This is a genomic window from Lentzea terrae (assembly GCF_003265345.1).
In the GTDB taxonomy this organism is placed as follows: domain Bacteria; phylum Actinomycetota; class Actinomycetes; order Mycobacteriales; family Pseudonocardiaceae; genus Lentzea; species Lentzea terrae.
In genome coordinates this window covers 163,673-186,801 of record NZ_QFWW01000029.1, presented here as the reverse complement: position 1 = coordinate 186,801, position 23,129 = coordinate 163,673, and the positions used below count along the sequence as shown (strand labels likewise).

Here is a 23,129-nt window from a genome sequence, read left to right as displayed (position 1 = left end):
CGCTCTTTCTGCGGAATCCGCTAAACCGACAGCGCGCAACAGGACCTGAAGTTGGGCAACAGCGAAGTCGCGTATTGAGACGTCGGGCGCGCTCAAGACAGGGCTCTCCTGATCGGCCGGGGGAACCAGGGTGGGGTGCAATCCGGTCGGGGTGGAATGGGGTAGTGAATTCTCTCAACCGGACGCATGCCCTGGTCAAGAGCCAGAGGAGTTGCGCGGGCCACTCTGAGCTGTGATCAAAATTGCACTGCACGGCCTATTGACTGTTGTCGAATTCGATGATGAGCGCGCCATTCCGGGAGTGTGAATGGTGCTATGCAGCGGCGAATTGCGCGGGTGCCCGCACGTGTGCTATGCGGGGTCGCTTGGATTCGAATGAACGGGGTTTGTGTCCCGAATGATTTCGTGCTAGTGCGCACGAAATTCCCGGTTGTGGCCTTGGTGTCCGTTCTTCTCCTTTGGAGGCGAACGAGCAGTTGTATCAACAATACATGAGTAGTCCTCGTCCCGCGCGGACGGAAAGTGCTGCCGTGTTCAGACGTTGACGGTCCGCGCCCGGCCGTGCCAACATCCTTCCCGTGATCTTCTGACACCCTCGCCGACACGTGTCCGCGGCCCGCGCTTCCTCAAGCGCAGTGCGCCCGGCGTGTTCTCCGTTCTTTCTGCTGCGGGTGGGTGCCTCGCGTCGAGCGCGCCCCCGCGTTCGGAGGCTTCCATGTCAGGTCAGCTCACACTTCGTGCGGTCAGCAAGACTTTCGCGCACCGCCGCGTGCTCGACGCCGTCTCGCTGACGGTCCGCGCCGGCGAAAAGCTCGGCGTAGTAGGAGAAAACGGTTCCGGCAAGTCGACGCTGCTGCGGTTGATCGCCGGGCAGGAGCCGCCGGACGACGGCGAGGTCACCGTGGTCGCGGAAGCCGGTGTCGGGCACCTCGGACAGGTGCTCGCACTGCCGGACGACGCCACGGTCGGCGACGCCATCGACGCCGCTCTCCTCGAGATTCGCTTGCTGGAGCAGCGAATCACGGCGGCGGAACAGTCGCTCGGCTCGGCTTCCCCCACCGAGTTGGCCGAGTACGGCGAGCTGCTCACCGCGTTCGAGCTCCGCGACGGCTACTCGGCGGACGCCAGGGTCGAGGCGGCCATGTCCGCGCTGGGCATCGGCGATCTCGGCAGACAGCGACGGCTCGGCACGTTGTCCGGCGGGCAGCGGGCGCGGCTCGCGTTGGCGGGTGTGCTGTCCGCCGAGCCGGAACTGCTGCTGCTCGACGAGCCCACCAACCACCTCGACCACCAGGCGCTGACCTGGCTGGAGGACCGGTTGCGCGCACACCGCGGCACGCTCGTCGTGGTGACGCACGACCGGCTCCTGCTGGAACGGGTCGTCACCGCGATCATCGAGGTCGACGGCGATCGCAGGACGATCTCCCGCTACGGCAACGGTTACGCCGGCTACCTCGCGGAGCAGCGGGCGGCGAGGCAGCGCTGGGAACAGGCCTACGCCGAGTGGGTCGGCGAGATCGCGCACTGGACCGAGTGGCGCGGCACGACGGCGTACAACGTGGCGCCGGGCCGGGCGATCAAGGACCACAACAAGTGCAAGTACAACGGCGACGGGCGCCGCGTGCAGGCGTCCATCTCGACGCGGGTGCGCAGCGCGTCCGAACGCCTGGAGCGGCTGCGGGCCGAGCCGGTGCCGAAGCCGCCGGATCCGTTGCGCCTCAACGCACCTCTGCACGCGGCGGTGCGGGAGGGCGCGGTCGTCGAACTGAGGGAGGCAAGCGTTGCGCACCGACTGCACGTGGACGAGCTCGTGGTGGAGGCGGGTCAGCGGCTGCTGGTGACCGGCCCGAACGGTGCCGGCAAGTCGACGTTGCTCGACGTGCTGGCAGGCGTGCTGCAGCCTGATCGCGGGACCCTCACGAGGCACGGCGTCGTCGGGTACCTGCCGCAGGAAACCGTTGTGCGGCAACCACGTCGTACGGTGCTCGCCGCGTTCGCCGCAGGGCGGCCCGGTCAGGAGGACCACGCAGAGCAGCTGGCGTCGCTGGGCCTGCTCCGCGAGGCCGACTTCGCCACCCCGGTGGGGGCGTTGTCGATCGGGCAACGCCGTCGGCTGGCCCTCGCCCGGCTGCTGGTGCGGGAGTCGGACGTGCTGCTGCTCGACGAGCCGACCAACCACCTGTCGCTCGCGCTGGTGGAGGAGCTGGAGGCCGCGCTCGCCGACTATCCCGGTGCCGTGGTCGTGGTGTCGCACGACCGGTTGCTGCGGCAGCGGTGGCAGGGCGAGGAGCTGGAGCTCGGCCACGGCCGGGGCCTCGTCCCAGCCGCGTGACAGGCACCGCGTGACAGCACCGTAGGGCCTGCCCCAACGCGCGCGGGGGCAGGCCCCATGGCCACGCCGGCACGGTCGCGGCAGCGTGAGCGATCATGAAGTCACTCGTGCTGGCGGCCGTGGTCGCACTCCTGCCCCCGCTCGACCCGGAGGCGCTCCAGGCGGCGATCGCCGACCTGGCGCACCCGGTGGCGACGTCGGCTCAGCTGCGCGTGTCCGGTCCGGCGGGCCGGTGGTACGGCACGGCAGGCGTCGCGGACCTGGCGACACAACGTCAGATCCGGCCCGGCGACCGGTTCCGCATCGGCAGCGTCACCAAGGTGTTCGTGGCGACGGTCGTGCTGCAACTCGTCCAGGAGCGCAAGGTCGACCTCGGCACGCCGGTCCAGCACTACCTGCCCGGTCTCCTGCCACCGAACCTGGAACCGGTCACGGTCGGGCAGTTGCTCGACCACACCAGCGGCATCCCGTTCGAGGTCGGCTTTCCCGACCTGAGCACGCCGGACAAGGTCGTCACGCACCGGTACGACCGGTGGACGCCAGAGCAGCGCGTGCGGCTGGTGCCCGACACCAAGGCGAAGTTCCCGCCAGGAACCCGGCAGGAGTACCGCGGCATCAACTACGTGCTGGCCGCACTGCTGATCGAGAAGGTCACCGGGCACAGCTACGGCCACGAGGTCGACGCCCGGATCCTGTGTCCGCTAGGCCTCACCAGGACCTACGTGCCCGGCCTGAACGAGACGCGGATCCGCGGCGCGCACGTGCGCGGCTACCTGGACGTGCCCGGCCGCGGCCTGGTCGACGTCAGCGACTTCAACACGTCCATCTCGTGGGGAGAGGGCGACATGATCTCCACGACCGGCGACCTCACCAGGTTCGGCACCGCGCTGTTCGACGGCGAACTGCTGCCGGAGGACCTGCTGGCGAAGATGTTCACGGCGCCGCAGGTGTCCATGGTGGACGGTTCGCCCGCCCGCTACTCGGCAGGGCTGCAGACGGCCACGATCAACGGCGTCGCGCTGTGGGGCAAGACAGGGGAGCAGTACGGCTACAACGCCGGCCTCTTCACCACCCGTGACCAGCAGCGGCGCATCGCCTACTCGTTCACGCCGGCCGTCAGCGACAGCACCCAGCAGCAGATGACGCTGCGGATCGTCAATGCCGTCACGCGCTGATCGGCCGGATGGAGCAGCGCGAGTCCGAGAGCGTCCGAGTCCGTCCGACTCCTCTTCCGTTCCCGGTCGCGGCAAGCGAGCGTGGGCGGCGTTGTTGTTGATCAACTGGGAGGAGCGGATCATGAAGCGTTTCGCACAGCTGGCCGGTGAGAGGCTCGTCGGACTGGTGCTGCCGAAGGTCGACGCCGGTGCCTGCGTGCCCGAGCACGGGCAGTGTTGCAAGAAGGGCTACCGCTTCAACTGCAACGGCATCTGCTCGTCGAAGAGCACCACCTGCAAGTGACGAGCCGGGTGCCGGCGGGCTTGCTCGCCGGCACCTGCTCCGGGGGAGGCCAGAAGTGCTCGACCTGTTCGCTCGCGTGCTGCTCGCCGTCGTCTTCCTCGCGGCGGTGGCCGGGAAGGTCCGCACCCGGCAGGGGTTCGCGGAGTTCCGCGACTCGATCGCGGCCATCACGCCGTGGTTGCCCGCACGGCCGCTCGCCGTCGTGATCCTCGCGGGCGAGGCCGTCGCCGTCGTGCTGCTCGCGGTTCCCGGCACGGGACTCGGCTACGCGCTGGCGGTCGCGTTGCTGGCGATGTTCTGCGGTGGCATCGCACTTGCCATGCAGAGCAGGAAAGCCGTGCGCTGCAAGTGTTTCGGTGCGGGCGGGGACGTACTCGGGCCCAAGCACCTCGCGCGTAACGGGTTGCTGATCGCTGTCGCGGTGGCCGGTGCGTTCGTCACCCCACCCGCTTCCTGGGAGGAACCGTTGACCCTGCTCACGATTGCCGTCGTGCTGCTCGCCGTGGTGGTCGCGCTGCACGTGCTGTTCACCTACGGGCTGGTGGCGCGGGTCCGCGAGCTGCAGGAACGGTCCGGTCCGCCGCGCAACCAGAATCTTCCGCAGCCGGGCAGGGTGATCCCGTCGTTCGCGGTGGCCGACACCGACGGCGTCCTGTTCACCGAGGCCGATCTCGACGGACCGGTGCAGGTCGGCTTCTTCTCGGTCGGGTGCGGGCCGTGCCGTTCGCTCACCGATGCGCTGCTGGCCGATCCGCCGGCGGCCCGGTTCGTGTCCGTTGTGGATGGTGACCCGACGGATCCCGAGGCCACGCAACGGCTCGTCGACAAGGTCAGCGGGCTTGGACGGGTCGCGGTCGTCGGGACCGACGATCCGGTGCTGTCGGCCTTCGACGTCATGGCGTTCCCGACGTTGATCTACACGCACGGCGGGGTGGTGACCGCGTCCGGCATCAAGCTGAGCGACTTCACCGACGTCACTGCGGTTCCGGCGCCGGTGGCATGATCCGGAACGCCGCCGCGGCGCTCGCACTGCCCTTCCGGGCCACGCCGCTCATCGCCACCAGCACGCTCGTGCTCACGGTCGTCGCCGGTGCGGCGCCGGCGAGCGGGGCGTGGCTGACGATGTTGCTGGTCAACGAGCTCACCTCGGGGACGGCAACCCCTGGCAGAGCGGCGTTCCTGGCGGTCGCGTCCGCACTCGTCGGCGGGCTGGCGATCGCGTTGCTGTACCTCGGCGGACACCTCGGCGAGGTCGTGCAGCAACGGGTCGCGCTGACCGTGGAGAGCAGGCTGTTCCGGCGGATCGCGACACTGCCGGGACTGCGGCACATCGAGGATCCCGCGTTCCACGACCGGCTGCGGCTCGCCGAGCAGGCGGCGCAGGAGGCACCGGGCACGATCTCGCAGTTCACCCAGGAGCTCGTGCGGTCGGTGGTGCTGCTGGTGAGCTTCACCGGCGCGTTGCTCGTGGTGTGGCCGCCGATGACATTGCTGCTGCTCGCATCAGTCGTGACGGCGGTGTTCGCGAGGCTCGCGACCGCACGGCGTGAGGCGGCCACAGAAGAAGCGTGGGTGGCAACGGACCGGCGGCGACTCTTCTACCGCGCGCTGCTCACGGATGTGCGGGCGGCCAAGGAGATCCGGCTGTTCGGCCTCGGCGAGCTGTTGCACACCAGGATGGTCGGCTCGCTGGCGACGGTTTCGGGCGCGCGGCTCACCGCGGCGCGCCGGGGAACGTTGGTGCAGAGCGGTTTGGCGTTGCTCGGGGCAGTCGTGGCGGGTGCGGGCACGGTCGTGGTGGCGGTGAACGTCGTGTCCGGCGGTAACTCGGTCGGCGATCTCGTGCTGTTCCTGGGCGCGGTCGCGGGCGTGCAGACCGGACTGTCCGGTGTGGTGCTGCAGCTCGGCGAGGCCGGCCGCGCGGTCAAGCTGTTCGGGCACTACCTCGACGTCGTCGACACGCAAGATGATCTGCCCACCGGAACCGGCACACCGGCCGAGGCGGCGATCGAACTGCGGGACGTCTGGTTCCGCTACGCCGAGGACGGTCCGTGGGTGCTGCGCGGGGTGAACCTGACGATTCCGGCCGGTGCGGCGGTCGGACTGGTCGGCGTGAACGGCGCGGGCAAGAGCACGCTGGTGAAGCTGCTGTGCCGGTTCTACGACCCGCAGCGCGGCACGATCACGTGGGGCGGCGCGGACATCCGCACGTTGGACGTCGAGGAACTGCGCAAGCGGATCGGCGTGGTGTTCCAGGAGTTCATGGCCTACGACCTGACCGCCGCGGAGAACATCGGCATCGGCCAGGTCGAGCAACTCGGTGATCGCGCGCCAGTCGTTGCGGCGGCTGAGGTCGCGCGAATCGCGGACACGCTGGAGGCGTTGCCCAACGGCTACGACACGGTGTTGTCGAGGACGCACGCGGACGAGGAGCGCACGGGCGTGACGCTGTCGGGCGGGCAGTGGCAACGGGTGGCGCTGGCACGATGCCTGATGCGCACCGAGGCCGAGCTGATGATCCTCGACGAACCGACGTCCGGGTTGGACGCGGAAGGCGAGCACCGCGTGCACGACACGCTCCGGCGCCACGCTCATGGCCGGACTCGATTGCTCGTCTCGCACCGGATGGCGGCATTGCGCGGTGCCGACCTCATCGTGACGTTGGTGGGCGGGCGGATCGCCGAGCAGGGCAGCCACGACGAGCTGATGGACGCGGACGGCGAGTACGCCCGGCTCTTCCGGCTCCAGGCGGACGGCTACCAGGATGCGAGGGTGGGCTGATGTGGATCAGGGTGACCGTGCGGGGCAACAGCATGTCGCCGACCTTGCTGGACGGGCAGCGGCTCGTGGCGCGCAGGCTCCTGAGGAGGAGCCCGCGGCGCCGCGAGGTGATCGTGTTCCGCGTGCCCGATCCCGAGCTGCCGCACCGGATCAAGCGCGTGGCGGCGGTCGCCGGTGATCCAGTGCCGTCCTGGCTCGCGCCAACGTTGCCAGGAACTTCACACGTGCCGACCGGGTTCGTCGCCGTCGTGGGCGACAACGCGCGGTCGCAGGACTCCCGTCAGCTCGGACTCATCGACTGCCGCGACATCGTCGGAACCGTTCGTGGTGCCTGATCGACCTGTTGCCAGCTCACTCGCCGGCACGCCGCGACCCAGCGCTGCCGCCAGCTCGCCGGGTCGCCACCGCACGCCCGTGCGATGGCCAGAACCGTGTCGAGCTTGGGAAAACGGCGTCCGGTCAACGCGTCGTGCAACGTGCTGCGGGCACACCCGGTGCGGCGTGCCAGCTCGCGATAGGACAAGCCGACCAGCAGCCGCAGCTCGTCCAGGTCGATGGACAGCTCTGCCCTGCCCCCTGTGGTCATCCAGACTCCCGTGTTGTCGGTCCTCCGTCCCTCTCCTCTGCAAGCCCACCCGCATGGTTACCTGAGGGTGTGCCGACTTCGCCACCGCGCTGATTAACAGAGTGAACAGGGGTTAACAGGCTTGCCGGAAGGCCAGGTGCAGCCTGGCCGAGAGGTCGTGCGCGGCCTCGCGCGCGCGGTCGAGCAACAGGGGGATCGACACCGCGTCCTCGGACAACACCCTGATGTACGGCGCCGTGCAGAAGCCGTTGGCCGGGCTGCTCTCCGCGAGTCCCGCGGCCGGTTCCAACCCGGCGGCCAGTGCGACCGCGGCCGGCGCCGGGAGGTCGGAGATCGCGGCCAGCCAGCGCAACGACCGTTCGATCTGCTCGCACAGCGCATCGCGGTCGAGCACCGACCCGCGGGCGTTGTAGGGGAGCGGTGACCACACCGTGCGCTGGCCGGTGACGTGGACGGCGAGTCCGCTGTGGCCGTCCGGGCTCGGCGCCGACCGCACCCACGCGGCGTCGCTCACCACGCCGGACGTGAGCCGCTCGGTGGCGGTGAACAACCCGTACCCCCTGCCGTGATCGGCAAGGACGCCGTGGAGACGATCGAGCCGGTTCGCGTCCAGCTGCCCGTAGTCGTCCGTCGGTACGAGGTGGACTTCCACGGCACAGCGCTCGACGGCCGGCCAGGTGCTGGTGATGTCGGCTCGCCAGCTGACGTCGATCGGCGGGCTCACCCGGCGCGACGCGATCGTTCTCGCTGGTTGGACGTTGTGCCGGGGCGCTGAGGCGAGCAGTTCGGCGGCGACCGCGACGGTGAACGCGGCGGCGTTGCGGGCCGCGACCGACTGCCACCCGGCGGCGTCGGTCTGGTACTTGCGGCCGTCCGCCCTGTCGCTGATCCCGCGCACCGCCAGGAACGGCGCCCGGTTCAGCTGCGCGGCCTTGGCCGTGCCCGCGCTTTCCTGTTCGATGGCGGCCGCGTCCGCGAAGTGCAGCCGCAGTTGTTGCGCCAGCGGTGTTTCGCGGGAGTTGAGCACGACCTCGCCAGCCGCGATCGGCCGGAAGCGCACCGCAGGGACCTCGACCGGCCCACCGTGCCAGTCGCCGGCCCGGTTGACGTGCCGCGCGATCTGCTCGAGCTCGTGGTCGGTGTCCCACGCCTGCGGCCGCGAGCTGAAACCGGAGCGTTCCTCGAAACCGCCGTGGTAGCTGTACACCTTGGTGGCGACGACCACCGAGCCCAGCTCCAGGTCGTCGTGCAGCGCGCCCGCGATCCCGGTGAACAACACGGCGCGCGGCCGGAACTCCGTGATCGCGCGTTCGGCCAGCACCGCAGCCGGCCCGTTGCCCGCCCCCACCACCGCGACCGCGATCTTTCCCGCGCTACCGCGGACCCGGCCGACCTCGAACCGCGTCCCGGCGGCGTGCCGATGCACCGCGGGCTCCTCGATGAGGTCCAGGACCGCGGTGTATTCGGTTTCCAACGCCGTCAGCACGACAACGGTGTCGCTCACCGGGCAGAAGTTACCTGCTCAGCCGAGCGTTTCCTGGGGGTGGCCGGTTTTTGTCAATGAACAGGGACCAGGAAGAGCTGCCGGAACGCCGTGGTGAGCGCGTCCTGCTCCCGGCGCGTGTAGCCGAGGAACAGGATTCGGCGCAGTCGCGTCTCCGGATGATCCACGAGGTGGTCGACGGCCGCCGCGACCATCGCCTCGGCGGTGCTCAGCACGTCGGCTCTCGCCTCACCGGTCCCCAGCAACGGGAACAACACGCTTTCGTGTCCCAGTTCCTCCACTGCGACGAGAACACCGCGCACGCAGCCGCCCACATCACCCACCTGGCGGTAGCCCGCGCCGGGCTCGCCGTGCACGGCGGCCACGTGGATCACGTGCTGGACTCCGTGCGTGCGCGCCAGCTCACCGCTGCCGGTCGTGAACACGCTGCCCGGCGCCACCGGCCGTTGCGTCACCTGGGCTTCGAGCTCGGCGGAGATCGGGTCGTCGATCATCCGGCCCGCCTGGTCGCGCTTCGCCCCCGAGAACCGGATGATGCCCGACACGCTGAAGTCGTTCGGCCGGGCCATGTACATCTCGGTGTTCTCACTGTTGACCCAGACATCCGCACTGGTGCACCGCAGAATGTCGCCTGGCACGATCACGAAGTCGCACTCCGGGCCCTCCGCGAACCGAAAGGTCTTCTGCGCGCCGGACGCTCGCGTCTCGTCGGCCAGGTGCGGCAGCAGGTTGCGCAGCTCCTGGACGAGATGCGCCATGTCGTTCGCGATCGTGTAGTGCCGCAGCCTGAGGTGCTGGCAGCGCGCCAACGTCCTGATGCCCTCGGGAAGTTCGGCCTCCGCGGGCACCTCGGCGTCCTCGATCAGCACCGGGATCACCCTTATTCCACGGGAAAACGCATCACTGATCTCCCGCTGCACCCAGTCCTGCGCCGGCTCGCCGAGCAGGCTCTGCCAGCTCTTCCCGATGACGGCGATCATCACCCGGCATCTGCGCAGCGTGTCGAAGACCTGATCGACGAAGTCGTCGCCGAGCCGGATCGACCGCGATGCCAGGAACACCTCGCCCGCGCCCAGCTGCTGGGCCAGCGCCTGATGGACCAGCGTCGCGTAGCCGGGCTGGTCCTGCACGCGGTAGTTCACGAACACCGAGGCCACCACCCCAGGATACGGCTCCTGCGACCGTCTACTTCGGACAGAACGATCGGCGGGGTGGATCAACTGACTCGGTTCGGTAGCCTGGGGGCCAGAGGTGGTATGCGCGACTTGACCATCAGACCAGCGCGACCGGACGATCTCACGTCGCTGATCCAGCGACTGGGGCAGGACCGGTTCTTCGCCGACCGCCTCGACCGCCAGACGGACCAGCGCGGCGTGCTCCTGACGGCCTGGCGCGCCGGCCTGGTGATCGGCGACGTCTACCTGTGGCTCGAACCAGCGGAGGAACCGGAGATCCGCGAACACCTGCCGGGCACGCCGCTGGTCACCCACCTGGAGATCCATCCGGAGCACCGCCGTCAGGGCGTGGGCACCAGCCTGATCGGCGCGGCGGAGCAGCTGCTGACCGTCGCCGGGCACGACCAGGTGGCGCTGGCCGTCGAGGTGACCAACCGCGCCGCCGCGAAGCTCTACACCAGGCTCGGCTACCAGGAGTGGCCGCACCCGCCGGTCAAGTGCTACTCACCCGGCGACGACAACGGGCACCGGCGCGTCGAGATCTGCAACGTCATGGTCAAGCCGCTCGCCGGGTAGATAGCTGCTCTTGTGCACCAGACCCAGGTGCGACCTGACCTTGTCGAGATCGCCCTTGCGCCAGTTCTGCTTCTTGCTCGGCTGGATTCGTTCGAGGTGACGCTTCCAGGTCGCCCGATCGTCCCGCCACGCGCGCACGTAGTCCTGGCACCACTCGGGCTTGATGTACTGGGAGCGAGCCCGCGCCGCCTTCAGCGAAGTGATCATCCGGTCCTTGCGCCTGGAGGCCTTGTGCGTGCGGTCGACCATGTCGGTCGTTTCCTCGATGAACTTCCGCCGCCTCGACAGGTACTCGCTCCAGTAGCCGACGTCCGCGTCGCGAAGTGACTTTCCTTCGTCCAGCAGCCAGAAGAGTCCTTCGGCGAGGGTGTCGCCGAACTCTTCCATCCGGGCGCGCTCGTCGATGTCGAACGGGTCGTACTCCTGCTGGATCGCCACGCCGGTCACCGCCGTCGGGCGCAGCTCGTCCCCGTTCATCAGGAAGAACCAGTCCTCGTTGTAGATGTTGGGGAAGAACGAGGAAGTCTCCCTGGTGTGCACCGCGAGCGCGCCACCACCGACGAACTGCTCCTGCGCTCCGCCGGCTTCGCGGTAGGCGTGGCAGACGACGGAGTTGTCGGGGTAGCCGCCGATGTTCAGGCCGGCGCCCGCGTACCGGTCGGTGAGCGCCGCGGCCCTGCGGAGGTCGAGCGGATCCCGAATCTCGATGTCGTCGTCCAGGAAGACGATTCGTTCCCAACCCGCGGCCCGTGCGATCACGAGACCGAGGTTGCGCTTCAGGCTGAGGTCGCTGTGCCGGCCGAACCTGGTCCCGTCCAGCTGGTCGCACGTCTTGAACCGGGGCATCAGCGCTGTGGGAAGGTGATCCACGTCGACGGCGAGCACTTCCGCGCCGGTCGCAGCCGCAAGCGCGGTCACTCTGCCGGCTGACGTGTCGTTGCCGCTGCACAACGCGAGCAGAACGCAGTTCAGCCGTGCCGCCAGGCTGATGGCGTGCGCCATGGCCTGAGGTTTGCGGATGGTCGGCACGATGATCGCGTCCACGTGCGCCTCGGGGGACGTCTTGGGCGCGCTGAAGAGCAGGTTCCGGTGTGAACCGTGGTGGTTCTCGGAGCGGTGCGCGGCTCTGGTCACGGGATCACTCAGCCCATTCGTGCAGGAGTTGGTCGGGGTCGGTCCAGTCCGGTGTGAGGACCGAACCCTGGAGAACTTGCACGCGGCTGAGGATGCTGACCGTTTCCTGTTCAGCCAGTCGGCTTTGCACGTACGCGTTGTTCCGGTCGCGGAACCGGGTGTCCGTGAGCGCGCGGACCGCGCCCAGCACCCCCCGCGAGTAGAGCCCGTTGCACATGGTCACCGTCCGCTTCTGGTTGAACGGGTTGGGCGACCGGTAGAAGTGCGCGACGTCCTCTTCCAGCACCAGCCGGTTGTCGACCCTGCGCAGCCTCGGCTGGAAGGTCTCGACCACCAACCCGTTCTTGACGACCTCGAACCCGCCGGTGTCCTCGTCCTCCGGCCGCTCCTGCTGCTTGATCGGCAGTTTGATGCGGTGCAGAACCTGGGCCATGACCCGGTTCCAGTCGACACCGCCCAGCAGAACCAGGTGACTGGTGTACTCGTCGGGTTGGACCGTCCCTGAACCAGGGCGTACGTACACGTTGCTGCTGGGGTTCATCGCGCGGATGTGACCGTGCAGCTCGAACAGCGAGTCCAGGTCCGAGTACCGGTACAGCTCGACGTAGTCGGGATCCTCCGGGTCCGAGCCGGGGAACTGCCGCAACAGCCGCTCCGGGAGCTCGGAGCACACGATCGTGATGTTCTCGTCGGGCGGAAAACGCCACAGGTTGTCCGTGAACGGAGACGCCTCGTTGGCCGGAGCGTCGCCCAGTGCGCGGTCCCGCAGCTCGGTCAGCTCGGCGAGCAGCGAGTCCCTGGCCGCCTGCTCGTCCTCGGTCAGGCCGGCGATGAGCCGGTACGGTCGCCGCTCGACCGAGCGCGCGGTGGCGAAGAAGGTGGCGTAGCCCTCCAACCGGTGCGGAGGCGGCAGCACCGGGTCGTTCGACCGCTCCCACGACGAGATCAACGGCACGCTGACTTCGAAGGCCTGGCTCAGCTGCTCCTGGGTGATGCGCTTGCCAGGCCAGCCCTGCTTGCGCAGCGACCGCAGTCGATGCGCTAGCTGCTGTGCGGCCTGCTCGGCAGAAGTCACGCCCTCACGTCCTTCAGCTGAACTTCAGTGCAAGGAACTGGCAACACCTGTCCACACCTGTACATCGCGGCCCCAGCGTCACCATTACAGCTGGCTTCAGTCACCCGTTGGTGTGTATCCGGCAATCAGCTTGGCTATTGCTCGGACTTCAGCGGAGCCTTACCCTCAACTATAGACCTATAACTGGATGAAACTGAAGTTAACTGAAGTTCACTCGCTCGTCCGGGTGAGAGCCGTCAGTGCCCGTACCTCCAAGCGGATCAGGAGGCGGGGAGCCATGAGTGCCCTGTCAATACAACCGTGTCAACGGATCATCGTCGCCGTGGGGATGGCGGCGACGATGGCTCGCGGCAACCAGCTGATGGGCCACCTGCGTGAGGCCATGGTCAAGCTGGTCGATCAAGCCCTGCTGGACAGCGAGGTCATTCCGGAGTTCCGCGACCGGTACGTCGACCGGGGCGGCTGCCTGATGGTCCTGATCCGGCCAACCGACCGGATCCCGAAGACGTCGTTGCTGACGAAGTTCGTCCCGCGGCTGACCAAGTTGCTCGAGAAGCACAACGAGGTGCAGCCCTACCCGTTGCGGCTGCGCCTCGTGATCCACCCCGGCGACGTGACGTGCGACGAGCTGGGCTGGTTCGGCGAGGACATCGACATCGCCGCCGGCCTGCTCACCGCCCTCGCGCTGGAGGACCGGGCCGAACACCTGGTGCTGGTGGTCTCGGAACAGATCCACCGCTCGGTGATCAGGCACGGCTACGACGGCATCGACGAGCGGGCCTTCATCCCGCTCCCGCGCGTCGAGGTGGCCGGCGAGGAGTGCAAAGGATGGGTGCACGTGCCGGGCGAGTCCTGACCGGGTTCGCGTCCTGGTTCCTCACCGCTGATCGTCGTCCTGACGATCCCGCGGTGGGGTTTTTTGTTATGGCAGCCGCGCCTGCTGCTCGGCCGCGTTCTGGGACTTCAGCTCGTTCGGCCGCCGCGTCAACACCAACGGCCCGTCCTCGGTGATCGCCACCGTGTGCTCCGAGTGCGCCGTACGCGACCCATCGGCGCTCCGCAACGTCCAGCCGTCCTCGTCGAAGACGATCTGATCGGTCGTGGCCGCCAGCCAGGGCTCGATCGCGATCGTCAAGCCGGGCCGCAGCTTCATCCCGTGCCCGCGCCGCCCGTTGTTCGACACGTGCGGCGCCTCGTGCATCGTCCGGCCGATGCCGTGCCCGCCGAACTCGAGGTTGGGCGTGTACCCGAACTCCGCGGCGACCTCACCGATCGACGCCTCGATGTCACCCATGCGGTTGCCGGGCCGCGCGGCCTCGATCGCCGCCTCCAGTGCGACCTCGGTGGCCCTGATCAGGTGCAGGTCCTCCTCGCGCGGCGTGCCCACGACGACCGACAGGGCCGAGTCCGCCACCCACCCGTTGATGCCCACGGCGATGTCCATGGTCAGCAAGTCGCCGTCCTGCAACACATAGCTCTTCGGCAGGCCGTGCAGCACCGCGTCGTTGACCGACAGGCAGATGACGTTGCGGAACGGGCCCCGGCCGAACGAGGGGGAGTAGTCCCAGTAGCAGGACTCGGCGCCGCGCTCCTCGATCATCCGGCGCGCGTGCAGTTCGAGGTCGAGCAGGTTCACGCCGACCGCGGCCACTGTCGACAGCTCTTCGAGCAGCTGCCCGACGAACTGGCCGGTGACGTGCATGCGCTCGATCTCGGCTCGCGACTTCAGTTCGATCAACGTGAATCCTCCGTAGGCTGGTACCGGTATAACTATACCGGCTTCGCGGAGTTGGCTGAACAACACCACCCAGGAGGGGGACGCGCGTTGCGTTCGCCCGCGTGACATCTCCACAGTGCCGAGCATGAAGCAGGTGCTGCAGCACAGGATCGACTCGACCTTCGCCCACTACGACGTCAACCGCAACGGCGTCATCGAGCTGGCCGACATCTACGCGCTGGCCGACCGGCTGCTGCAGGCGTTCGGCGAGCCGGCGTCCTCGGAGCGGGGCGGTGAGCTGGTCGACGCCTACGACCGGTTCTGGGAGATGCTGGTCGCCCACTGCGACGCCGACCGCGACGGCAAGATCGGGCCGGAGGAGTACCGGGACGCGATGATGGACGCGTTCGTCGACCACGGGCCGTTCGACGCGGACCTCCTCGAGATCGTGCAGGCGTTGCTGGACATCGCGGACGTCAACGGCGACGGGCGGGTGGACGCCGGCGAGTTCCAGGTGCTGCTGAAGGCGCGCGGGCTGAGCGAGGAGGAGTGCGGGATGGCGTTCGCGCACCTCGACACGGACGGCGACGGGGCCATCAGCGTGCAGGAATACGTTGCGGCGGTGCGGGATTACTACACGAACCCCGCCGAGGACACGCCCGGCAGCTGGCTGTACCCGAAGGCGTTGCAGCACTCCTGACGCGGGCGTGTCCGGGCACGCCACTAGCTAGCTGCAGCGGAAGCTGGACGCCAGCTTCGGGTCACCACCGCGGTACCGCGACACCTGCGGCAGCGGGCACAGGTTCCGGGTGGACCCGTCAGCCGACGCACCGGTCAGCACGGCGGGAGCCTTGCCGCGCTCGACCCAGTCGACCAGTGCGCCGAGCGGGTTGACCGGCGCGGCGCCGTTGCCGCCGAAGCAGTGGTCCACGCCCGGTGCGAGGAACAGGCGGTAGAAGTTGTTCACGTACCCCATCCGCCGTTCGACCTCCGCGCGGTAGGCGAGCGTGCCGCCGGGCGGGATCAGCTGGTCGTTGGTCCCGACGAACGTGATCAGCTTGCCGCCGGCGCGCCGGAACGCCGAGAGGTCGGGGTTCGAGGTGCCGATCACCGCGTCGAACTCGCGCACCGACTGCCGGAACAGGTCGCGGTACTGCTGGTAGGTGAGCTTCGAGGTGTCGAAACCGGGCTGCTTCAACAAAAAGCTCGCCACCCAAGCCGACGCCACCGGGAAGCCGGGGCCGGGATAACCGGGCAGCGTGCCCGCCAGCCAGATCGGATCTGCGCCCTTCGGCAGACCGGGCCACAACGACCGGCCGTGCTCGTCGGTCGGGCCGTTCCAGATCTTGCGCATCACGTCGGCGTCGGCAGCGGTCACCGTGACCGGAACGCCGTCGCACACCACGACCTCGCCCACGAGACGGCGCGGGTCGTAGCCGCAGCGGTCCGGGCGGTCGACGATCTGGTTCCGCACCCCGTCGGCGGCGTCGCAGGCTGCCACGGCGGCCTTGCGGAACTCGTTCAGCACGCAGTTGCTGACGACGTGGCCGTCCTGGTTCTGCACGATCTGCGGCCACAGCGTCGCGACGGCGAACTGGGCCCAGTTCACGGCCGGCGCGTTGGCGAGGACGCCGTCGTAGTCGTCCGGGTGGTTCTGCGCCTCGGCGTAACCCTGGCGGCCACCGGTCGAGCAGCCGTTCCAGTACGAGAACGAAACCGCGCGCTGGTAGTGCTTGCGGACCACGTCCTTGGCGAGCACGGACGACTCGTGCACCGACCGCGACGCGAAGTTGGTCAGCAGCGTCCGGTCGAGCTGCCCGTCGCGCACCGCCCAGCTGGTGTCGAGGCCGGTCAGCACGCCCGCGTCGGTCGTCACCGCGGTGTAGCCGTCCTTCACGGCCTGCACGAACGGGGCGCCGGTGTCACCGGCGGCGTACGCGCTGCCGCCGATGCCCTGCAGGCGACCGGACCAGCCGGTCTCCGGGAGCGCGACCACGGTCTTGGCGTGGTCGGAACCGTGCGTGACGGTGACGGTGAGCTCGCAGTACGCGGGCACGTCGTGGATCGGTGGTGGTGCGGAGAAAGGGGTCTGCGGGAACGTGACGGTCCCGCCCGGCCGGCGCACGGCGTCCACGGACTCGATCCTGGCACCGGCCGGAGCGGTGACCGGTACCGCCGCGCACGAGATCGCCGAGGCCGACGCCGGCGCGAGTGGCGCCAAGCCGGTCAGGAGCAAGGTGGTGGCCAACAGCTTTGACAGTCTCACGGCGCGCGACGCTAAGCGGGACCGCAGCGCCGTCGCGCCCGTCAGATGACGCTCTGTCCGTACGTCATGGCCGGTTCACCGGACCGGGTGAGTGGCTGCGAAACTTCCCGCCATGCGCGAGGTGGGCAACAGACGCTACCGGCTCGTCCGGGAACTGGGGCGGGGCGGCATGGGGGCCGTGTGGCTGGGAAAGGACACCGTGCTGGGCCGCGACGTGGCGGTGAAGGAGCTGCTGCTCCCCGGCAACGTGCCCGCCGAGGAACGAGTCGTCTACCAGGAACGGGTGCTGCGCGAGGCGCGGATCGCGAGCCAGCTGCAGGACCCGGCCGTGGTCACCGTCTACGACCTCATCTCCGAGGACGACCAGACGTTCATCGTGATGGAGCTGATCAAGGCTCCGACGCTGGACGAGCTGGTCGAGCGCGACGGCCCGCTCGAGGTGAAAGCAGCGGCCACGCTGGCCGCGCAGCTGCTGAACGCGCTGGAGGCCGCCCACTCCTCCGGCGTCGTGCACCGGGATGTCAAGCCGGGCAACGTGATGGTGCCGGGCAAGGGCACCGCAAAGCTCACCGACTTCGGCATCGCCCAGTCGATCGACGACCCGCGGCTGACCGCGACCGGCACGCTGATCGGTTCGCCCGCGTACATGTCGCCGGAACGCCTCGCGGGCGGTGAAGCCATGCCCGCGTGGGACCTGTGGGCGCTTGGCGCCACGCTTTTCTACGCCACCGAGGGGAAAGGCGCCTTCGACCGGCCGACCACCTCGGCGACGATCCTCGCGGTGATGAACGAACGGCCGCAGCCGCGCGTGACCGGTCCGCTCGGCGAGCTGATCACCGGGCTGCTGGAGCCCGATCCGGAACGCCGGCTGGGCGTGGCGGCCGCGCACCGGTTGATCGAACGGGCGCTGCACGCCGGGAACGAGCTCACCCAGCAGCTCAAACCCGTTGTCCCCGCGCCCATCGCCCCGCCGACGCCCAGCACGCCTGACGCCCCTGCGCCGAGCACCTCTGGGCCGAACACTTCTGGGCCGATGACCGTGAACTCGATGGTCATGGCGCCACCGGTCATCCTCCCGCCGGCGCCCCGCAAGCGCCGCCCGATCGGCCTGATCCTCTCGGCGATGATCGTTCCGCTGCTCCTGGTGGGCGCGCTGGTCCTGTTGTACTTCACGGTGTTCAAGCCGATGTTCGACAACCTGGGCCTGACCGGTCCCTCCAGCTCGCCCGCGATGCAGCCCGTGCTGACCTCCGGACCCGGCGGCGACCTGCCGGACAGCGGGCTGGGGTTCCGCAAGGACTGCCTGACCTGGACGCCCGCGAAAGGCGCGCGCAAGATGGACCACTCCAAGGACCGCGTCGGTTGCTACAAGGCGCACGAGACGGAGGTGCTCGACACGGTCGTCGCGAACACCGAGCACGAGAAGGACGTGCCGTACCCCGGCGCCGCGGAGCTGACGAAGATCGGCGGAACCGTGTGCACCCGCACGTTCCTGTCGGCCAAGGTGGCCGGGCAGGACAAGGAGAAGACCCTGCGGTACTGGGTGGTCATCCCGACCGAGGAGGCGTGGAAGGTGAAGGAGGAGAACGGCTACCGGCGTTCGAGCCGCATCATCCACTGCTTCGTGGGCAAGGCGGACGGCACGCCTCTCACCGAACCGCTGATGCAGAGCTGAGCCGCCGGGGAGGATGATCGGCATGTCCTACCCAGAGCAGATCTACTTCGGCCAGGACGGCGAGGTCAGCGCGAACTTCCGCCCGGCCGACACCCAGCCCGAGCTCGGCAAACCCGGCGACGGCATCCACTACCTGGCGACCACGCAGACCACGCGCGGCGAGTTCGGGCTGTACCGGGTCATGATGAAACCGCGCGCGGGCGGCCCGAGCACGCACTTCCACCGCACGATCTCGGAGTCGTTCTACATCCTCGACGGCACCGTGCGGCTGTACAACGGCGAGCAGTGGGTCGACGCGAAGCAGGGCGACTTCCTGCACGTGCCGCAGGGCGGGCTGCACGCCTTCCGCAACGACTCCGACGCGCCGGCCGAGATGCTGCTGCTGTTCACGCCGGGTGCGCCGCGTGAGGAGTACTTCGAGAAGATCGGCAAAATCTCGCAGGACGAGCGGACGGCGTTCTGCGAGAAGCACGACTCGTACTTCGTCTGACCGCGGCCCCGATCGGCAGTAGCGCGGCCGGGACATCGCCCGGCACGCGCACTGTCCGCTGGCGCAGTACGAACAGCCCGGCTGGACCGTGATCGCGGGCGATGTGCTCGGCCTGCCGTGGACCCATCGGTTCAGCCCTCGCCGCCTGTGAGGAAAGTCAGTCCTCCACGACGATCGCCGACGCGGGGCACACCGCGGCCGCGTGCCGCACATCAGCCGACCGCTCCGCCGGCGGGCTCGCATCCAGCAGGTCCACCAACCCGTCGGAGTCCCGCTGGTCGAACACGTCGTCCGCGGCCAGCACGCACTGCCCGGCTCCGACGCACTTCCCCTGGTCCACCACGACCTTCACGACTCACCTCCAGGTGACGGGCAGCTCGGCGACACCACCCGTGAGCGTGGCCCGCACCTCCAGCTGGTCGAGCTCCTTCGCCAGTCGCAACCCCGGCAAACGCTTGGCCAGTGCGGCGAAGACCACGCGCAGCTCCGTGCGGGCGAGCGAGGCGCCGATGCAGAAGTGGGCGCCGTGCCCGAACCCGAGGTGTGTCCTTTCCGGACGGTCGGGGTCGAAGGACTCGGCGTCGGAGTAGACGGAGGCGTCGCGGTTGGCCGCGTTGATCGACAGGACCAGCGCGTCGCCGCGGCGGATGGTGACGCCGGCGATGTCGACGTCCTCGTGCGCGTACCGCAGCAGACCGAGGTCGCCGGGCGCGCCCAGGCGCATGATCTCCTCGACCACGGCGTCTACGCGGCCGTCGGGATCGGCCACCAGCGCTTCCCACCGGGAACGTTCGGTCAGCAGGAACAGCGTGCCCAGGCCGATGCGGTTGACGGTGGTCTCGTGGCCCGCGAACAGCAGGCCGACGCACAGCCGGACCATCTCCGCGTAGTCGAACGACGGGTCCTCGTCCTGGGCGCGGACCAGGTCGGAGATCACGTCCTCGCCGAGCGAGGAGCGCTTGGTCTCGACGAGACCGACCATGTAGCGGAAGAACTCCTCGCGCGCCGTGTGGGCTTCGGCGCCGATGGTCAGGTCGGCCATGCGTTCGGACAGCCGGGAGAACAGCTCGTGGTCGGACTCCGGCACCCCGAGCAGGCGGCAGATCATGGCCACGGGCAACGGGTACGCGAGTCCGGCGTGCAGGTCGACGACGTCGCCGGAGGACGTCAGTTGGTCGATGTACCCCTCCACCAACCGTTCCATGTGGTCGGACAGCATCCGCATCCGCTTGGCGGAGAACGCCGGCGTGAGCAGGCGGCGCATCCGGGCGTGGTCGGCCTCCTCGGTCTCGTAGGAGCCCGTCGGACCGTCCTGGACGGCGGCGGTCGTGATGCGCGAGGCCTCCTCGGGCGACGGGTGGGAGCGGCCGAAGCGCTTGTCGCCCAGCAGGAGGCGGACCTCCTCGTAGCGGGTCACGAGCCACGCGGGGTCACCGGCCGGTGTGGTGACCGGCGCGATCGGTGCCTCCCGGCGCAGCACCTCGTAGAGCGGAGCCAGGTCGAGGACGTTCGGCCTGGGCAGCGGCAGCTGTAGTCGTTCGGTGGCAGTGCTCATACTTCGACCGTAGCGATTAATGGCACTCTCTGCCACTAAATGATCCGGGTGAGTGACGTGCTTAAATCGCCCGATGACGGACGTTGTGTCGGAAAAACCTCGCCGCGGCCGGCCGCCGGTGAGCGAGGAGCAACGTCAGCAGCAGCGCCTCGACATCTCGCGGCACGCGGTGCGACTGTTCGCCGAGCAGGGCGTCGCGGCCACCTCCGGCGAGCAGATCGCCCAGGCCGCCGGCGTCTCGGAACGCACGTTCTGGCGCTACTTCCCGCACAAGGAGAGCTGCGTAGAACCGTTGCTCACCAAGATGATCGACGCCTTCTGCGTGGTGCTGCACGCCTGGCCGCGCGAGCTGGAGCTGATCGACCACCTGCGCGCGACCTACTCGCCGCTGCTGGACTCGGCGTCCGACGAGGACATCGAGGCGGTGCTCGACGTCGTGCGCCTGACACAGGGCGAACGCGCGTTGCGTGCCGCTTATCTCGTGCTCCGCGAACGGGCAGAGCACGCGCTGGCCGAGGTGCTCGCGGAACGCACGGGCCTGCCGCTGGACGCCCTCGAGGTCCGGGTGCAGGCCGCGGCCATGAGCGCCGTGCTCAAGGTCGCCACCGACGACGTCGCCAGGAGCACGACCGACGGCGTCACGAGCAAGGTCCTGGAGCTCCACCGCGAGCAGATCGCCAGCGCGTTGCGCGGCCTGTCGCAACTGCGGTGATTTCTCGTGCAGGAAAACACGAATTGCCTGGTCGCGGCTGCGATAGGGTGAACAGATGTCGGTCTTCAGCGGAGTGCTGTCCGTGTTGCCGGGGCCGATTCGGACTCTCGCGCTGAAGCACCGCGAGGTGCTGAAGTTCCTGCTCGTCGGCGGCACCAGCTTTCTGGTCACCACGGCGTTGAACTACACGCTGAAGTTCACCGTGCTGAAAGCAAAGCCCGTCACCGCGCTCGTGGTGGCCACCATCGTGGCGACGATCGTGTCGTACATCCTCAACCGCGAATGGTCGTTCAGCACCAGAGGCGGTCGGGAACGGCACCACGAGGCCGCCCTGTTCTTCCTCATCAGCGGCATCGGCGTGGGGCTGAACTCGCTGCCGTACGTGATCTCGCGGTACGTCCTGCACCTGGCGGTCCCGCAGGTCAGCCTCCTGGTGCAGGAGGTGGCGGACTTCGTCAGCGGAATGATCATCGGCACGCTCGTCGCGATGGTGTTCAGGTTCTGGGCGTTCCGCCGCTGGGTGTTCCCCGTCGAGGGGCAGCGCACGCCGAAAAAGGTGCGCGAAAAGCGGTTCGACACCGATCTCGATCAGGCTGCCTAGGGCACGGAGATGCCCCAGTCGCTGGTCGCGAGCAACACGAAGAACGCGATGATCAGCACGGCCAGGACCACCACACCGCCGATGCCGCCCACCGCCAGCCCGGCACCGACCGACCGCCACGGCGCCGGCGCGGCGAGCCTGATCACCCCACCGACCACGCTCAAACCGATCGCGGTCCAGATGAACGCGTACGCGTACTCGCCACCCTGCCAGCCGAGGTGCGCGAATGTGTCGTTGAAGTAGGCGCCGACGGTGAGCACGAGCAGGCCCGCCGAGGCGACGAAGCCTGCCAGCGCGGCGCCTCGGTCGCGGTCTGCTGTGGTCATGTGATCGAGCGTGCCCGCCGCGTCGCTGCGTCGGCATCAGTACAACTACGCACGTTCGGACCGTGGTCTGATCTCCTCGAGTTCGACACTCCCTAGCGTTGGGCGGCATGAGAGTCCTCGCGTTGATGGCCGGTCCACTGGTCTGGCTCGCCGCGCTGCTCGTGCGGCACCTCGGGGTGGAGACGGCCGGCTTCACGGCTTCGGAACGCGCGCGCTTCGACTCCGAACCGTTCGCCGCGCCCGAACAGCTGGCCGCGTACGCGCGTCAGCCGGAGTTGGTCACTGCCGGGTATGCGCTGTTCGCCCTGGCGTCGATCCTGCTGTGCGCCACGGTGATCGTGTTCGCTCTGGAGCTCGGTGGGCTCGCTCTGGCTGGTGGCGCGCTGTTCGTGGCGTCGCTGTTTGCGCGGCTCTACTTCTCCGGGGTGGACCTGACGGCCTTCTCGCTGGTCGATCGCATTGGTGTCTCGCAGGCCACTTCGTTCGTGATGGAGTCCTATGTGGACCTTTCATACGGGTTGTGGCGCATTCCGGTGACGGCCTCGGCCGGGTCGATCGTGGGCGCGGTCCTGCTGGCGGTGGCCGGGTGGCGGGCCGGGAAGCTCGGCTTGGTGCCGTGCTTGTTGCTGCTGTCGTTCGGGTGGGTGTTCATGGGAGTGCTGAAGGAAGCCACGTTGGCCAGCGTGCTGCACGGGGGAGTGGCTGCTGCGGTGCTGTTCGGGTGGTGGGCGGTCGGTGCCGAGCGGGTCGGGTCGGTGGCGGTTCCAGCGGAGGGGTCACCTGCCGCGCGTCGGGCCACCTGGCGACGGTGGTTGCTCGGGTCCTGACGGACGGAAAAGGTCGGATTCTCGCACCCGCCCGATCCGCAATAGGTAGCACCTCGCACCCAAAGTCAAGCCTCAATCGCGTGCGTGCGTGCGTTCGGCTCGGTTCACTCGATTGTGTTCACCTTGGGCCGTTATCGGTTTGTGATCTGGCGGTAGAGTAGAACACGTGAGCGAAACCCGACTTCTGTCCACCGACGAGCTGCTGCGCAGTGTCGTCGACGAGGTGACGGAAATCCGGGTTCGCGAATCTGCGGTGATGCAGAAAATCGCCGAGTTGGATCGGCGTGGCGCTGCCAGCGAGCTCGGCTACAAGAATTTGGTTCAGGTGCTGCGGCACGT

24 protein-coding genes are annotated in these 23,129 nt (G+C 68.6%); 14 read left to right on the top strand and 10 right to left on the bottom strand.

From position 1 onward, the window contains the following. Positions 1-715: 715 nt before the first annotated feature. From abc-f to DI276_RS35505, 6 genes are all read left to right on the top strand, one after another. Positions 716-2,332, top strand: coding sequence for a ribosomal protection-like ABC-F family protein (abc-f, locus tag DI276_RS35530; protein ID WP_112271810.1), 1,617 nt, complete (start codon positions 716-718; stop codon positions 2,330-2,332). A 95-nt stretch (positions 2,333-2,427) separates the two neighbouring features. Next, positions 2,428-3,507, top strand: a complete 1,080-nt coding sequence (locus tag DI276_RS35525) for a serine hydrolase domain-containing protein (RefSeq protein WP_198681101.1) — start codon at positions 2,428-2,430, stop codon at positions 3,505-3,507. A 121-nt stretch (positions 3,508-3,628) separates the two neighbouring features. Continuing rightward, the gene (locus DI276_RS51500; RefSeq protein WP_198681100.1) at positions 3,629-3,790 is read left to right on the top strand and encodes a hypothetical protein; all 162 of its coding nucleotides are present in this window, start codon (positions 3,629-3,631) and stop codon (positions 3,788-3,790) included. A 55-nt stretch (positions 3,791-3,845) separates the two neighbouring features. Continuing rightward, the gene (locus DI276_RS35515; protein ID WP_112271806.1) at positions 3,846-4,793 is read left to right on the top strand and encodes a TlpA family protein disulfide reductase; all 948 of its coding nucleotides are present in this window, start codon (positions 3,846-3,848) and stop codon (positions 4,791-4,793) included. Then, positions 4,790-6,571, top strand: coding sequence for an ABC transporter ATP-binding protein (locus tag DI276_RS35510; protein WP_112271804.1), 1,782 nt, complete (start codon positions 4,790-4,792; stop codon positions 6,569-6,571). Before DI276_RS35515 ends, DI276_RS35510 begins: the two co-directional genes overlap by 4 nt. Further along, positions 6,571-6,906 carry a S26 family signal peptidase gene (locus tag DI276_RS35505; RefSeq protein WP_112271802.1) on the top strand — a complete coding sequence of 112 codons (336 nt, stop codon included), beginning with the start codon at positions 6,571-6,573 and terminating at the stop codon, positions 6,904-6,906. Before DI276_RS35510 ends, DI276_RS35505 begins: the two co-directional genes overlap by 1 nt. Here DI276_RS35505 and DI276_RS35500 read toward each other — a convergent pair. From DI276_RS35500 to DI276_RS35490, 3 genes are all read right to left on the bottom strand, one after another. Then, entirely contained in the window at positions 6,852-7,157 is a 306-nt protein-coding gene (locus tag DI276_RS35500; RefSeq protein ID WP_112271799.1) for a helix-turn-helix domain-containing protein, read from the bottom strand. The genes DI276_RS35505 and DI276_RS35500 overlap by 55 nt on opposite strands. A 112-nt stretch (positions 7,158-7,269) precedes the next feature. Next, positions 7,270-8,661, bottom strand: a complete 1,392-nt coding sequence (locus DI276_RS35495) for a 5'-methylthioadenosine/S-adenosylhomocysteine nucleosidase family protein (RefSeq protein ID WP_112271797.1) — start codon at positions 8,659-8,661, stop codon at positions 7,270-7,272. A gap of 53 nt (positions 8,662-8,714) precedes the next feature. Further along, on the bottom strand, positions 8,715-9,818 hold the full coding sequence (locus tag DI276_RS35490) for a TIR domain-containing protein (RefSeq protein WP_198681099.1): 1,104 nt from the start codon (positions 9,816-9,818) through the stop codon (positions 8,715-8,717). Positions 9,819-9,917: 99 nt separating this feature from the next. On the opposite strand from DI276_RS35490, the gene DI276_RS50380 reads away from it, so the two are divergent. Beyond that, on the top strand, positions 9,918-10,412 hold the full coding sequence (locus DI276_RS50380; RefSeq protein ID WP_198681098.1) for a GNAT family N-acetyltransferase: 495 nt from the start codon (positions 9,918-9,920) through the stop codon (positions 10,410-10,412). Here the strand turns inward: DI276_RS50380 and DI276_RS35485 are convergent. Then, entirely contained in the window at positions 10,341-11,546 is a 1,206-nt protein-coding gene (locus DI276_RS35485) for a hypothetical protein (RefSeq protein ID WP_112271793.1), read from the bottom strand. The genes DI276_RS50380 and DI276_RS35485 overlap by 72 nt on opposite strands. 4 nt (positions 11,547-11,550) lie before the next feature. Further along, complete coding sequence (locus DI276_RS35480) at positions 11,551-12,621, bottom strand: helix-turn-helix domain-containing protein (RefSeq protein ID WP_112271791.1); 1,071 nt, start codon at positions 12,619-12,621, stop codon at positions 11,551-11,553. A gap of 322 nt (positions 12,622-12,943) precedes the next feature. On the opposite strand from DI276_RS35480, the gene DI276_RS35475 reads away from it, so the two are divergent. After that, positions 12,944-13,477: a hypothetical protein gene (locus tag DI276_RS35475; RefSeq protein WP_157985131.1), complete on the top strand. Its 534-nt coding sequence runs from the start codon at positions 12,944-12,946 to the stop codon at positions 13,475-13,477. Between the two features lie 66 nt (positions 13,478-13,543). Here DI276_RS35475 and map read toward each other — a convergent pair whose 3' ends face one another. Beyond that, complete coding sequence (gene map, locus DI276_RS35470) at positions 13,544-14,359, bottom strand: type I methionyl aminopeptidase (RefSeq protein WP_112271787.1); 816 nt, start codon at positions 14,357-14,359, stop codon at positions 13,544-13,546. A gap of 124 nt (positions 14,360-14,483) precedes the next feature. Here map and DI276_RS35465 point away from each other — a divergent pair, with 124 nt between their 5' ends. Next, positions 14,484-15,038 carry an EF-hand domain-containing protein gene (locus DI276_RS35465; RefSeq protein ID WP_112271785.1) on the top strand — a complete coding sequence of 185 codons (555 nt, stop codon included), beginning with the start codon at positions 14,484-14,486 and terminating at the stop codon, positions 15,036-15,038. 27 nt (positions 15,039-15,065) lie between these two features. Here the strand turns inward: DI276_RS35465 and DI276_RS35460 are convergent, their stop codons facing one another. Beyond that, a complete protein-coding gene (locus DI276_RS35460; RefSeq protein ID WP_112271783.1) occupies positions 15,066-16,604 on the bottom strand; it encodes a tannase/feruloyl esterase family alpha/beta hydrolase in 1,539 nt (512 codons plus the stop codon). A 112-nt stretch (positions 16,605-16,716) separates the two neighbouring features. Here DI276_RS35460 and DI276_RS35455 point away from each other — a divergent pair, with 112 nt between their 5' ends. Beyond that, the gene (locus DI276_RS35455) at positions 16,717-18,279 is read left to right on the top strand and encodes a serine/threonine-protein kinase (protein WP_112271781.1); all 1,563 of its coding nucleotides are present in this window, start codon (positions 16,717-16,719) and stop codon (positions 18,277-18,279) included. A gap of 22 nt (positions 18,280-18,301) precedes the next feature. Further along, complete coding sequence (locus DI276_RS35450) at positions 18,302-18,769, top strand: cupin domain-containing protein (RefSeq protein ID WP_112272396.1); 468 nt, start codon at positions 18,302-18,304, stop codon at positions 18,767-18,769. Positions 18,770-18,926: 157 nt separating this feature from the next. Here DI276_RS35450 and DI276_RS35445 read toward each other — a convergent pair whose 3' ends face one another. Continuing rightward, positions 18,927-19,121 (bottom strand): ferredoxin, encoded by a 195-nt coding sequence (locus DI276_RS35445; protein WP_112271779.1) that lies wholly within the window; start codon positions 19,119-19,121, stop codon positions 18,927-18,929. Positions 19,122-19,124: 3 nt separating this feature from the next. Beyond that, positions 19,125-20,324 carry a cytochrome P450 gene (locus DI276_RS35440; protein ID WP_112271777.1) on the bottom strand — a complete coding sequence of 400 codons (1,200 nt, stop codon included), beginning with the start codon at positions 20,322-20,324 and terminating at the stop codon, positions 19,125-19,127. A gap of 73 nt (positions 20,325-20,397) precedes the next feature. Between DI276_RS35440 and DI276_RS35435 the strand changes: the two genes are divergently transcribed. Both DI276_RS35435 and DI276_RS35430 read left to right on the top strand, forming a co-directional pair. Then, positions 20,398-21,036: a TetR family transcriptional regulator gene (locus tag DI276_RS35435; RefSeq protein WP_232837140.1), complete on the top strand. Its 639-nt coding sequence runs from the start codon at positions 20,398-20,400 to the stop codon at positions 21,034-21,036. A gap of 55 nt (positions 21,037-21,091) precedes the next feature. Continuing rightward, positions 21,092-21,637 carry a GtrA family protein gene (locus tag DI276_RS35430; protein WP_112271775.1) on the top strand — a complete coding sequence of 182 codons (546 nt, stop codon included), beginning with the start codon at positions 21,092-21,094 and terminating at the stop codon, positions 21,635-21,637. Here the strand turns inward: DI276_RS35430 and DI276_RS35425 are convergent. Beyond that, positions 21,634-21,963: a hypothetical protein gene (locus DI276_RS35425; protein WP_112271773.1), complete on the bottom strand. Its 330-nt coding sequence runs from the start codon at positions 21,961-21,963 to the stop codon at positions 21,634-21,636. The two genes, DI276_RS35430 and DI276_RS35425, sit on opposite strands and share 4 nt — an antisense overlap. A 107-nt stretch (positions 21,964-22,070) precedes the next feature. Here DI276_RS35425 and DI276_RS35420 point away from each other — a divergent pair, with 107 nt between their 5' ends. Further along, complete coding sequence (locus tag DI276_RS35420) at positions 22,071-22,790, top strand: hypothetical protein (protein WP_157985130.1); 720 nt, start codon at positions 22,071-22,073, stop codon at positions 22,788-22,790. Positions 22,791-23,129: the final 339 nt, after the last annotated feature.